The sequence below is a fragment of the Microbispora sp. H10670 genome, assembly GCF_014161385.1.
GTDB classification, from domain to species: domain Bacteria; phylum Actinomycetota; class Actinomycetes; order Streptosporangiales; family Streptosporangiaceae; genus Microbispora; species Microbispora triticiradicis.
On sequence record NZ_JABBWW010000033.1, the window covers coordinates 50,789 to 62,865 of the forward strand.

9 protein-coding genes are annotated in these 12,077 nt (G+C 73.1%); 1 reads left to right on the forward strand and 8 read right to left on the reverse strand.

What is annotated here, in order from left to right; all coding sequences use genetic code 11:
* The first annotated feature begins 2 nt into the window (after positions 1-2).
* A complete protein-coding gene (locus HHX33_RS30860) occupies positions 3-2,036 on the forward strand; it encodes a glycosyltransferase family 2 protein (RefSeq protein WP_182877661.1) in 2,034 nt (677 codons plus the stop codon).
* A gap of 27 nt (positions 2,037-2,063) precedes the next feature.
* Here the strand turns inward: HHX33_RS30860 and HHX33_RS30865 are convergent, their stop codons facing one another.
* The 8 genes from HHX33_RS30865 to HHX33_RS30900 all read right to left on the reverse strand — a co-directional run bounded on the left by HHX33_RS30865 (position 2,064) and on the right by HHX33_RS30900 (position 11,836).
* The gene (locus tag HHX33_RS30865; RefSeq protein WP_182877662.1) at positions 2,064-3,080 is read right to left on the reverse strand and encodes an alpha/beta fold hydrolase; all 1,017 of its coding nucleotides are present in this window, start codon (positions 3,078-3,080) and stop codon (positions 2,064-2,066) included.
* Positions 3,077-4,444 carry a 3-hydroxybutyrate oligomer hydrolase family protein gene (locus HHX33_RS30870; RefSeq protein WP_182877663.1) on the reverse strand — a complete coding sequence of 456 codons (1,368 nt, stop codon included), beginning with the start codon at positions 4,442-4,444 and terminating at the stop codon, positions 3,077-3,079. The genes HHX33_RS30865 and HHX33_RS30870 overlap by 4 nt, the downstream gene beginning before the upstream one ends.
* A complete protein-coding gene (locus HHX33_RS30875; RefSeq protein ID WP_182877664.1) occupies positions 4,444-5,781 on the reverse strand; it encodes an MFS transporter in 1,338 nt (445 codons plus the stop codon). Before HHX33_RS30875 ends, HHX33_RS30870 begins: the two co-directional genes overlap by 1 nt.
* A 76-nt stretch (positions 5,782-5,857) precedes the next feature.
* Positions 5,858-7,810 carry a helix-turn-helix domain-containing protein gene (locus HHX33_RS30880; RefSeq protein ID WP_182877665.1) on the reverse strand — a complete coding sequence of 651 codons (1,953 nt, stop codon included), beginning with the start codon at positions 7,808-7,810 and terminating at the stop codon, positions 5,858-5,860.
* Positions 7,795-8,568: a 3-hydroxybutyrate dehydrogenase gene (locus HHX33_RS30885; RefSeq protein WP_182877666.1), complete on the reverse strand. Its 774-nt coding sequence runs from the start codon at positions 8,566-8,568 to the stop codon at positions 7,795-7,797. The genes HHX33_RS30880 and HHX33_RS30885 overlap by 16 nt, the downstream gene beginning before the upstream one ends.
* A 67-nt stretch (positions 8,569-8,635) precedes the next feature.
* The gene (locus HHX33_RS30890; RefSeq protein ID WP_182877678.1) at positions 8,636-10,027 is read right to left on the reverse strand and encodes a class II fumarate hydratase; all 1,392 of its coding nucleotides are present in this window, start codon (positions 10,025-10,027) and stop codon (positions 8,636-8,638) included.
* A gap of 111 nt (positions 10,028-10,138) precedes the next feature.
* Positions 10,139-10,687, reverse strand: a complete 549-nt coding sequence (locus HHX33_RS30895) for a hypothetical protein (RefSeq protein ID WP_182877667.1) — start codon at positions 10,685-10,687, stop codon at positions 10,139-10,141.
* Positions 10,688-10,816: 129 nt separating this feature from the next.
* Positions 10,817-11,836, reverse strand: a complete 1,020-nt coding sequence (locus HHX33_RS30900; RefSeq protein ID WP_182877668.1) for a DUF916 domain-containing protein — start codon at positions 11,834-11,836, stop codon at positions 10,817-10,819.
* Positions 11,837-12,077: the final 241 nt, after the last annotated feature.

The window sequence follows — 12,077 nt, forward strand, 5'->3', positions numbered from 1 at the left end:
TCATGGGTGTGAAGGTCAGCGTGGTTATGCCCGTGTCCAACCCCGGGCTCTCGAACGACGACTTCGGTGCCGCCGTGCGTTCGGTGCTGGAGCAGTCGCTGCCGCCGGACGAGTACGAGGTCGTCTTCGCCGACGACGGGTCGACGGACGGGACCCGCAGGCGGCTCGACGCCATCGCCGGGCAGCGCGGCAACGTGCGGGTCCTGCACCTCGACCACACCGGTTCGCCCGCGCGCGGGCGCAACGTCGGCCTGTCCGTGGCCCGCGGCGAGTACGTCTACCTGCTCGGCCAGTACGACAGGCTGGAGCCGCACGCGCTGGAGCGGATGTACGACCGGGCCGTGGAGACCGACGCCGACGTCCTGATCGGCAGGCTGGCCGACGGCGGACCGCCCCCGGCCGCGTTCGCGGGCGACCACGACCGGGCGGACGTGCTGCGCGACCACCTCCTCGCGCTGCCCACCGCGCACAAGCTGTTCAGCCGGGAGTTCCTGGAGACCTGTCAGCTCCGCTTCGCCGACCGGCCGCTGTCGGAGCAGGCCTTCGTGACCCGGGCGTACCTCGCCGCGAAGGTGGTCGCGGTGCTGTCCGATGAGATCTGCTGCCATCTCGGCCCGGCCGCGCCGGGCACGGCGGGGGAGGAGCGGCTCGACGCCGAGGCGCTCTTCGACGGGCTGAACGCGGTCTTCGACGTGGTGGACGCCTGCACCGAGCCGGGATCCCAGCGCCGGCGGATCCACGCCCACTGGTACCGGGCGCTCGGGCTGCGCCGTCTCGCGGGGCCGCGCTTCCTCGCCGCGGAGCCCGAGGAGCGGATGGTCCTGTTCTCCTTCCTGCGCCGGTTCACGCTCGACCGGTTTCCCCCGGAGCTCGACGTCCACTTGCCCGCGCACCTGCGCGCCCGTACGGCGCTGCTGCGGCAGGACCGGCTCGACGCGCTGCTCGCCCTCGCCGAGGCGTCGCGGGGCACCGGGATCAGCGCGGAACTGCGCGGGCTCCGCTGGGACCGGGGCGCGCTCCTGCTCGACCTGAGCGTCGAGGTGCTGCGGCCGGGCGGGAGCCCGCTCTGGCTGCGCCAGCGCGGCGACCGGCTGCTGTGGACGCCGCCGGCGGCCCTGGAGGGACTGCTCGACGGGCTGCTCGGCGACGAGGAGGCCGACATGACCGAGGCGGTGCGCCGGGCGCGGGTGGAGGTCTGCGTACGGCATGCGGAGACCGGGGTGACATACGCCCTGCCGGTCGACTGCTCGGTCGGCCAGGCGACGGTGGGCGAGGCGACGGTGGGCCAAGGGACGGTGGGCGAGGGAACGGCGGCGGATCAGGCGGCGGGCGGCCGGGGGCGGGCGGCCGGTGAGGGGCAGGCGCGGGTCTGGGTGAACGGCCAGGCGCGCCTCGACGTCGGCTCGGCGGCTCTCGGCCGGTCGTTGCCCGCCGGGCTGTGGGAGATCCACGTGCGGCTGCGGGGCCTGCCGGGGGGCCGGGCCCGGATCGTCCGCCCCACGCATCCGATGAGCTGCGCGGGCGCCCTCGCCGGGGAGCCCGGGCGGCTGGTCGTGCCGTGCTGGTCGGAACGCGGCGAGCTGGGCGTGTGCGTGGAGCCGAGGTCGTTCCCCGAGTCGATCGCGCTGGTCTCGTCCCGGGCCACCGTGGCCCGGCAGGAGGGGCACGTCTTCGTCGTCGTACCCGTGCCGTACGTGCCGCCGAGCGGCGGCCCGCCGGCCGAGCTGGTGCTGCGCGAGCAGGACGGGCGCGGGCGCAGCATGGTCGTGCCCGCGCTGGTCGAGCCGGGGATTCCCGGCCGGGTGGCCGGGCAGCTCGTCGCGCGGGTGCCGGTGAGCCGGCTCGGCGGCGACGACTGCCTCGGCCCCGGCCTCTGGCGGCCCGCCCTGCGAATCGGGCAGAAGGACGTCGACCTGCTGTTCGGGCTGACGATCCGCCGCGGCGGGCAGGCGTCCGTCCTGCCCGCCGGAACCCCGCCGCGGGCGCCCTCGCCGCTGCGCCGCCTCGCCGTACGGGTGCTGCGCGACCGCCGCTGAACGGACCGGCCGGGGACCAAAAGGGGATCAGCCCCGCAGGTGGGCGAGCAGGGCCGCGCGGAACTCGGCGGGCCGGTCCAGGTGCGGGCCGTGGCCCGCGCCCTCGATGACCACCTCGCGGTAGGCGCCGTAGCGCTCCAGGACGGCCCGCGTCTGGGCGACCATCGGCTGGGCGGGCGTGCCGTCCCAGCCGGGCACGGCCCCGATCGCGCCGAGATGCGCGAGGTCGAACAGCGAGGTGTCCGACACGATCACGTCCTGGTCGCCCCTGATCCACAGGATCGGCGGCTTGGGGTCGATCTCGTGCAGGTCGTCGATCCGGAAGTTCGTCGGCGCGATCGAGTTGAGCACGCCGCGCTTGCCGGGCGCGAGGTTCGGCCAGACGTCGGAGGGCAGGAAGTCGCCGGGGTAGTGGTCGTCGCCCACCCGGGTGGACAGCATCGACTCGACGAACGCGTCCTCCTCCTCGCCGAGGTCGGTGCCGGGCGCGACGTACGTGGCGCGCAGCACCGACCGGGGCGAGAGCGGGGAGCCGTCCGAGCGGTCACCCTCCCGCAGCAGCCGCACGAACTCGGGGTTGGCCCCGCCGCCGCCCGAGCCCACGCCGTCGGGCGAGTTGAGCGTGCCGTCCACGCCCGTCGTGCCGCCGAAGCCGTACGGCGAGACGGGGTTGACCAGCGTCAGGCTGCGGACCGCCGCCGGCCGGTCGCGCAGGACCTGCATGACCACCCCGCCGCCGAGGCTCCATCCGACGAGGTGCACGGGCCCGAGCCGGTCGAGCAGCGCGAGCACGTCGTCGGAGTAGTCGCGCACGCCCCGGCTCGCGTCCACCGGCTCGGGATCGGAGCCGCCGAACCCCCGCAGGTCCACCGCGTACGGCCGGAACCCCTCGCCGAGCGAGGTCATCGTGGACCGCCAGAACGCGCTGCAGGAGACGTTGCCGTGCACGAACAGCACCGGCTCGCCCGACGTCCCGGGTACGGACAGGACGTTCAGGGTGAGACGGTCCGTGCGGATCCGCTCGGCCGTGACGGGCAGGGTCATGGTGTTGCTCCCAGTGTGCAGGTGTTCTCGAGATCGCCCGTGGCCGGGCGGGGCAGGGTGGCGCTCGGAGGCGGTGTCGTGCCCCTGCCGATCCACGCCTCCAGCGCGGTGAACGCGCTGCGGAAGCAGGGCAGCAGAGGCCGCAGCCGGTCGGGGAAGGCGGGGTAGAGGCTGTCGACGTGGGTGCCGTCCTCGACCCGGTAGTAGCGGAGCAGCCGGTCGCGGTGCCGGTCGGCGATCATCTTGGCGTAGACGTCGGAATCCACGCGGATCGGCAGCAGCGCGTCCAGGGTGCCGTGCACGATGACCAGCGGCTTCTTGATCTTCCCGGTGAGGCTCACCCGCGCCATCGCCTGCTTCACGGCCGCGGGCCGGGAGGCGTAGTCGTAGTCGGTGTCGCAGCCGGGCGTGCCGGAGGCGCAGAACGGCGTGCCCGCCTCGGTGTCGCCGTCGTAGGCGGGGTCGAACTCCTCGCGGAAGACGCGCTGGGTGAAGTCCCAGTAGTACTGGTAATGGAACGGCCAGAGGAAGTCGGACTCGGGGGCGAAGCCCGCCGCCGCGATCCCGGCGGTGTCGCCCTTCGCGTACGCGCGCAGCGCGGACGGCAGGAACGTCAGCAGGTTGGGGCCTTCGGGGGTGAAGAGCGTGCCCTCCCAGTCGACGCCGCCGTCGAACAGGTCGGGGCGGTTCTCGATCTGCCAGCGGACCAGGTAGCCGCCGTTCGACTGGCCGGCCGCGATCGTCGTGCGGGCCGGCCTGCCGTACCGCTGCCGGACGACGGCCTTCGCGGCGACGGCCAGTTCGCCGACCCTGCGGTTCCACTCGGCCACCGCGTCCCCGGGCCGTACGCCGTCGCGGTAGAACGTCGGGCCGGTGTTGCCCTTGTCGGTCGCGGCGTACGCGTAGCCCTTCGCCAGCGCCCAGTCGGAGATCGTGAAGTCGTTGGCGTAGGTCTCCCGGTTGCCGGGCGACCCGGCGACCACCAGGCCGCCGTTCCACCGCTCGGGCAGCCGGATCACGAACTGCGCGTCGTGGTTCCAGCCGTGGTTGGTGTTCCCCTTCGAGGTGTCGGGGAAGTAGCCGTCGATCTGCGTGCCGGGGACGCCGGAGGGGTTGACGGCCCCGGCCGAGTTGAGCCCCGACCAGTCCGCCTGGTCGGTGTGGCCGGAGGCCAGGGTGCCCTTCGTGGTGAGGTCGGCCAGGCAGGCGGTCACCTGCTTCTCCGCGCCCGGCACGGTCACCGCCGGGCACGTCCCGGGCGGCGTGGCCCGGGCGGGAAGGGCGGCGGCCACGAGGGGCAGGGCCGCCGTCAGCGCGGCCAGGCCGGCGAGACGCCCGCGCCACATCATGTCTTTCCCTCGCATCAGGCCTCTTTCGTGATGACAGCGGCCCGGGCGGCGCCGGAGGCCGGTTCGATCGCCGACAGGTCGCGGTCGCGGGTCTCCCTGGAGGCGACCACCGCGACCACGGTGAGCACCGCCGCCACGACCACGTAGACCGAGACCGGCACGCTCGATCCGTACGCGTCGAGCAGCGCCACCGCGATCAGCGGGGCCACACCGCCGGCCGCGATCGAGGCGAGCTGGTAGCCGATCGACACGCCCGAGTAACGCATCCGCGTGGCGAACAGCTCCGAGAAGAACGCCGCCTGCGGGCCGTACATCGCGCCGTGCAGCACCAGGCCGACCGTCACGGCCACGGTGACCAACGCGAAGTTCTTGGTGTCGATCAGCGGGAAGAACGCGAAGGCCCACAGGCCCACACCTACGGCGCCGAGCAGGTAGACCGGCCGGCGGCCGAGCCGGTCGGACAGCGCGCCCCACAGCGGGATCGTGACGAAGTGGATCGCCGAGCCGATCAGCACGGCGTTGAGCACGGTGCCCTTGGGCAGGCCCGCGGTGGTGGTGCCGTACACGAGCACGAACGCGGTGATGATGTAGTAGGAGACGTTCTCGGCCATCCGGGCGCCCATCGCCACCAGCACGTCGCGCCAGTGGTGGCGCAGCACCCCGAGGATGGGCGCGGAGGGCGCGGGCTCCTGACGGGCCAGCGCCTCCTGGAACACCGGCGACTCGGTGACCGTGATCCTGATCCACAGGCCGATCAGCACGAGCACGCCGGACAGCAGGAACGCGATCCGCCAGCCCCAGGCGAGGAACGCGTCGTCCGGCTGCACCGCGGCCAGCAGCGCCAGCACGCCGACGGCGATCAGGTTGCCGCCGGGAGCGCCGGCCTGCGGCCAGGACGCCCAGAAGCCGCGGTTGCGGGGGTCGCCGTGCTCGGAGACCAGCAGCACCGCGCCGCCCCACTCGCCGCCGAGGGCGAAGCCCTGCACCAGGCGGAGGAGGGTCAGCAGCAGGGGCGCGGCCACGCCCAGGGTGGCGTACGTCGGCAGCAGGCCGATCAGGAACGTCGCGCCGCCCATCATCAGCAGGCTGATGACGAGCAGCCGCTTGCGGCCGAGCCGGTCGCCGTAGTGGCCGAAGACGAGCCCGCCGAGGGGCCGGGCGACGAAGCCGACGGCGTAGGTGAGGAACGCGAGAAGCGTGCCGACCCGCTCGTCGTAGGTGGGGAAGAACAGTTTGTTGAAGACCAGGGCCGCGGCGGAGCCGTAGAGGAAGAAGTCGTACCACTCGATCGTGGTGCCGACCAGGCTGGCCCCGACGACCTTGCCGATCCGGGCAGGTGGGGTGTGTGCCATGGGAACTCCTCCGATGGGGGGTGCCGCCACGGTACGCAGTGACCGGGGTCACTCCTATGGGGTGGTTCCACACACCTCACGCGTCGGGCATGTGGGTCCTGAGCCGGTGCAGCCGCAGGGCGAGCTGGATCTCCAGCGCGTGGTCGGGCTCCTGCCAGTCCACGCCCAGCAGCTGCCCCACCCGGTCGAGCCGCTGGGTGACCGTGTTGACGTGGATGTGCAGCGCCTCGGCCGTGCGCGACAGCGAGCCGCCGGTGCCGAAGTAGGCGGTCAGCGTCGTCACCAGGGCGGTGCCCCGCCGCGCGTCGTAGTCGAGGACCGGCCCGAGCACTCCGGAGAGGAAACCCGCCACCTCGCGCCGCTCGCCGACCAGGAGGCCCACGAAGCCCAGCTCCTCGGCGCTCGCGCCGTCACCCGTACGGCCCAGCGCCACGAGCGCGCCGGCGCAGCGCCGCGCCTCGGCGTAGGCCGCGGCGACCGACGTCACCGGCCTGCCACCGGCCTCACCGGTCTGACCGGCAACCGAGTCGGCACCCGGGCCGGCGGCGGGGGCGGCCCCGGCCGTCGCCGGCCGCCCGAGCGAGGCGGTCAGCTCGGCCGCGACGCGCCGGGCCAGCGCACCCGGCCGGTCGCCGGGCAGCAGCAGCACCACCTCGTCGCCCCGCGCCGCGGCCAGGCCGTGGGCGAGCGTCGCCTGCGACGAGGCCCAGAAGGCGGCCCGCTCCCGCTGTCCGTCGTGCCGGGCCACGACCAGCACGTGCGGCGCGTCGAGGTCGACGCCGAGCCGCCGCGCCCGGTCGCGCAGCCCGCGCAGCTCGGGCCGGGAGACCAGGTCGTCGAGCAGCTCCCCGCGCACCCGCCCCTCGGCCTCGGCCACGCTGCGCCGGAACAGCAGCAGCAGGGCGGTGACGAGCGCGGCGCGCTCCAGGATGCGCTGGTCGGTGTCGGACACCGGCCGGTCCGTCCGCAGCACCAGCGTGCACAGCGGCGCCGCCCCGACGTCCACGGAGGCGACGTACGCGTCGCCGCGCTTGACCGTGCGGCCGAGCGCGCGGGACGACTGGGCGGCGTCGAAGACGCCCGCGTCGAGCTCGCGGGCCTCGCCGACCAGCGGGCGGCCCTCGTCGTCCAGCACGGTCAGGCGTCCGCCCAGCACCTCCGTGACCACCGCGGCGACGTCCTCCACGCCGCCGCCGCGCAGCACCAGCCCGGTCATCCGGTCGTGCGCGTCGGCGGCCCGCTCGATCGCCTGACTGTGCGCGCTGATCACCGCGTTCGCCCCGCTCAGCTCGGCGAGCGCGGCGCGGGTCTCCTGCAGCAGCCGGGCGGTGTCGATGGCGACGGCCGCGTGCGCCGCCAGCGAGCACAGCAGCGCGACCTCCTCCTGGGCGAACGGCCGGGCGCTGCGGTTGGCCGCGAACAGCACCCCGATCACCTGGGGGCCGAGCCGCAGCGGCACCCCGAGGATCGCGACCAGTCCCTCCTCCTGGACCGCGCCGTCGATGGTCGTCGTGTGCCGGAAGCGCGGGTCGGCGAAGTAGTCGGCCGTGTTGTACGGCGTGCCCGTCTGGGCCACCAGCCCGCCGAGCCCGGCGCCCATCGCCAGGCGCAGACGCCGGAAGTCGGCCGAGATGGACCCGTCGGTCACCCGCATGTAGGTGTCGCCGCGCTCGGGGTCGTTCAGCGTCATGTACGCGATGTCGGTGCCGAGCAGCTGCCTGGCCCGGTGGACGATCGCCTCCAGCACGGCGTCGAGGTCGCGCAGCCCGGCCAGGTCGCCCGCGGTGTCGAACAGCGCCGACAGCTCGGCCTCCCGCCGGGCCCGCCGGCGCAGCATCGCCCGCACCTTCAGCGCGGCGACCTTGGCCTGCTCCAGCTCCTCCAGCGTGGCCGCGTCGGCGCCGGCCGCCCGGGCCTGGAGGATCGGGCCCTCGAACTCGAGCGCCGACGCCTCCCGCGCGAGCAGGTCGAGGTACGCGCGGGCGCCCTCCGCGGACGCCGGGGCCGGAGTGGTCAGCGGGCGCTCCATCCGCCGTCGATGGGGATGGACGCGCCGGTGACGAACGACCCCGCCGGCCCGCACAGGTAGGCGACCATCTCGGCGACCTCGTCCGGCTCGATCAGCCGCTTGATCGCCGCCGGGGCGAGCATGATCTGCTCCACGACCTCGTCCGGGCCGATCCCGTGCGTACGCGCCTGGTCGGCGATCTGGTTCTCCACCAGTGGCGTGCGCACGTAGGCGGGGTTGACGCAGTTGGAGGTCACCCCGTGGGCCGCCCCTTCCAGGGCGATCACCTTCGACAGGCCCTCCAGCGCGTGCTTGGCCGTCACGTACGCCGCCTTGTACGGCGAGGCCCGCAGGCCGTGGACGGAGGAGATGTTGACGATCCGGCCCCAGCCGCGCTCGTACATGCCCGGCAGCACGGCCCGGGCGAGCAGGAACGGCGCCTCGACCATCACCCGCATGATCGCGCTGAAGATCTCGGGCGGGAACTCCTCGATCGGGGCCACATGCTGAAACCCCGCGTTGTTCACCACGATGTCGGCCCGCAGGCGGGTGTCCGGCGACGGCGGCAGCTGACCCCGCCAGGCCACCAGGAACTCCGGATCGGAGAGGTCGACGGTCACCGGCGTCCCGCCGATCTCGGCGGCCACCTTGCCCGCGGCCTCGGCGTTGACGTCCGCGACGACGACGTGCGCGCCCTCGGCGGCCAGGCGGCGGGCACACGCCCGGCCGATGCCGCTCCCCGCGCCGGTGACCAGGGCCGTACGGCCTTCAAGGCTCATGCTGCCTCACGATAGGAACCACATCGGGCGAGGCACATGGCGGCCGGCGACATAGATCTCCGGCCTCCTATGTGGGCCGGGTCATCGAGAGGACGTCGAGGGCCTCGTCGAGTTGCTGCTCGGTCAGCGCGCCGCTCGCCACGTGGCCGCGCTCGATGACGACCTCCCGGATCGTCCGGCGCTCTCTGAGCGCCTGCTTGGCGATCTTCGCGGCCTCCTCGTACCCGACGTACCGGTTGAGCGGGGTGACGATGGACGGCGACGACTCGGCGTACTCGCGGAGGCGGTCCACGTTGGCGGTGATCCCGCTGACGCAGCGGTCGGCGAGCAGCCGGGAGACGTTCGCCAGCAGCCGGATCGACTCCAGCACGTTGCGCGCCATCACGGGCAGCATGACGTTCAGCTCGAACGCGCCCGAGGCCCCGGCCATCGTGACCGCCGCGTCGTTGCCCACGACCTGGGCGGCCACCATCGTGACGGCCTCGGGGATCACCGGGTTGACCTTCCCCGGCATGATCGACGATCCCGGCTGGAGGTCGGGGAGATTGATCTCGGCGAGCCCGGCCCGGGGGCCCGACCCCATCCACCTCAGGTCATTGGCGATCTTGTTGAGAGAGACGGCGATCACCTTGAGCACGCCCGACAGCTCGACCAGGCCGTCCCGCGCGCCCTGCGCCTCGAAGTGGTCCCTGGCCTCGGTGAACGGCAGTCCGGTCTCCCGGCTCAGCTCGCCGATCACCGCCTGCGCCCACCCGGGGCCCGGCACGTTCACCCCGGTGCCCACCGCCGTGCCGCCCAGCGGCAGCTCGGCCAGGCGCGGCAGCGCGGCCTGCAGCCGTTCGAGGGCCAGCTCGATCTGGGTGGAGTAGCCGCCGAACTCCTGGCCGAGCGTGACCGGCGTCGCGTCCATCAGGTGCGTGCGGCCCGACTTCACCACGTCGGCGAACTCCGCCGCCTTCTCCTCCAGCGCCGTGGCCAGGTGCTCCAGCGCCGGCGTGAGCTCGTGCACCACCGCGTACGCCGCCGCGACGTGGATGGAGGACGGGAAGACGTCGTTCGACGACTGGGCGGCGTTGACGTGGTCGTTCGGGTGGACGGGACGGCCCAGCCGCTCCTGTGCGAGCGTGGCGACGACCTCGTTCATGTTCATGTTGGAGGAGGTGCCCGACCCGGTCTGGAAGACGTCCACGGGGAACTGGTCGTCCCAGCGGCCCTCGGCGACCTCCGCGGCCGCGTCCCGGACGGCCCGCGCCATGTCCTCGTCGATCACGCCGTACTCGGCGTTGACCTTCGCGCAGGCGGCCTTGATGCGGGCCAGCGCCGCGATGTGGGCGGGCTCCAGGCCCCGGCCCGACACGGGGAAGTTCTCCACCGCGCGTTGCGTCTGCGCCCGCCACCTCGCACGGGCGGGCACCCGCACCTCGCCCATGGAGTCGTGCTCGATGCGGAAATCGTCCATGCCCCAGTCCTTCGGCCGCTCGTCGATGCCCTTCCTGCCCGGAACCACGGCCCTCCGAACGTGGTGCCGGGCACAGGGGAGGGCTCGACGACAGGGCCGTCTCAGCCGAGGTCAGCGCCGGGCGTACAGCCCCCTGCGACGCATGATCACGGCGAAGGCACCGAGGGCGAGGACCGCCACCAGGACGATGACCCCGATCTTGAGCAGGGAGTCCGTCGAGTCGCCGCTGTCCGCCACGGCCGCCCTGTCGCGGGTGAGCGCCTCGGCCGCGGCCATCGGCGAGGCCGCGAGGTCCTTCGCCGTCACCTTCGTCGTCGCGCGTGCCTTGGAAGGCTTGGTCGCCGTGACGGTGACGTTCCACTCGCCGTTCGGCAGCGGCTCCGCGGGCTGGTAGACGTTCTGGCCCTCGGACGCGGACCTGAGTTGCACGGGCCCGAAGGAACGGCCGTCGGCCGACGTGGCGGTCAGCGTCGCCTCGACGACCTCCTCGACGGGCTGGCCGTTCTTCTTCCAGGTGGCCAGCACGTTGACGTTGTGGCCGCCGTCACCGATCACCTCCAGCTTGATCGGTCCGTTGTCGGCGGCGGCCGCCGATGCGCCGAGCACCAGCACGAGCCCGGCCAGCAGCAGGGTCACGGCGTGGCGCAGTGTCTTGTTCACGAGTGGTGCTGCCCTTCAGGTTGTCTCAGGGGTCGTCTCGAAGTCGTTTCGGGTCGTGGTCGTGGTCGTGGTCTGGTCGTGGTCTGGTCGTGGTCGGGGTCGGGGAGAGGCCGTGGACGCGCCGGGCGCTCACGCCTTGAGCGGCGTGCCGTTGAGGAGGAGCAGCTTCTGGATGCGCCTGCGGCGCAGGACAGCCGATATCCGGACGGCGAGCACGACAAGGAGGAGGAAGACGAGGAGGGCGAGCTGTGGCCACGGCAGCGCCCACAGCGAGGTGCCGCTCGCCACCCGTTCGGCGGTGATGCCCGGGAGCGGCTTACCCGCGGGAGCGGGGATCGCCATGATCGTCGTGTCGATCGATCCCATCGGCCAGGCGCCGGTCACCCGTGCGCTGAACGTGCGGCTGCCGCCCGGCATGATCTCCCTGGCCTTGGCCTCGGACTTGTCGTCCCAGCTGCTCTCGCCCACGAGCGTGGACGTCAGGACCCGGGCGTCCGGCGCCAGCCGGACGTTGCCGACGTTGGCGAGGGTGTAGCTCACGTCGACCGTACCCGGGGCGAAGGGGTTCCACGACCAGTGGTAGTCGGCCCGCAGATCGGTCACGGCGACCTTGGCCACGTAGTTGCCGGTCACCCGGATGTTCAGCCGGACGCCCACCCGGTTCTGGACCCGCACCTGGCCGGAGATGGTGTCGATGGACGCGGTGACCCCCGCGGGGTGGTCTCCCGGCGTCGCGTTCTGGGGGATCGAGACCTTGACGGGCACGACGGCGGTGGCTCCGCCCTCGATGGTCACCTTGTCGGGGATCTCGATCCACGAACCGCCGTCGGTCGGCTTGGCGTCCGACGGCCGCATGTCGAAGTAGCCCTTGGCGGTCAGATAACCGTCGTTGGCGTCGATGGCGAAGTCGACCGGCTGGGTGGAGCGGTTGATGACCGCGATGTGCTCGGTCACCTGCTGTCCGCCGGCGAGGTCGATGTCGATGACGCTGCGGCCGTCGGGGCCTTTGGTGTCGGCCGGCACGACCGACCAGGTGGTGTCGGCGCTCGCCGGGGTGGCGAATCCCACCAGGGCGACCAAGACGGTCGCGCCGACAGCGTGAAGCACGGCCAGGAGGGCGATGGCGCCCCGCGAACGGCTCTTGGTCACAGAGGTGTCTCCTGTCTCAATGCGGACGTCCGGAACGTTGAGTCAGACTCGCACACGTTCCGGACGTTTGCACTGGGGCGGTCCGTTCCTGCCTCCGGTCGGGATGTTCCCGGATGGGTCAGGACTGGTTGAAGAGGGAGAGGGTGAGGGTGGAGTGGTATTCGCCGGCGGCGACGTCGACGGGGGTGCGCAGGGCGAGGTCGGCGTTGACCTTGGAGGTGCCGATCTCGGTGGCGGAGTC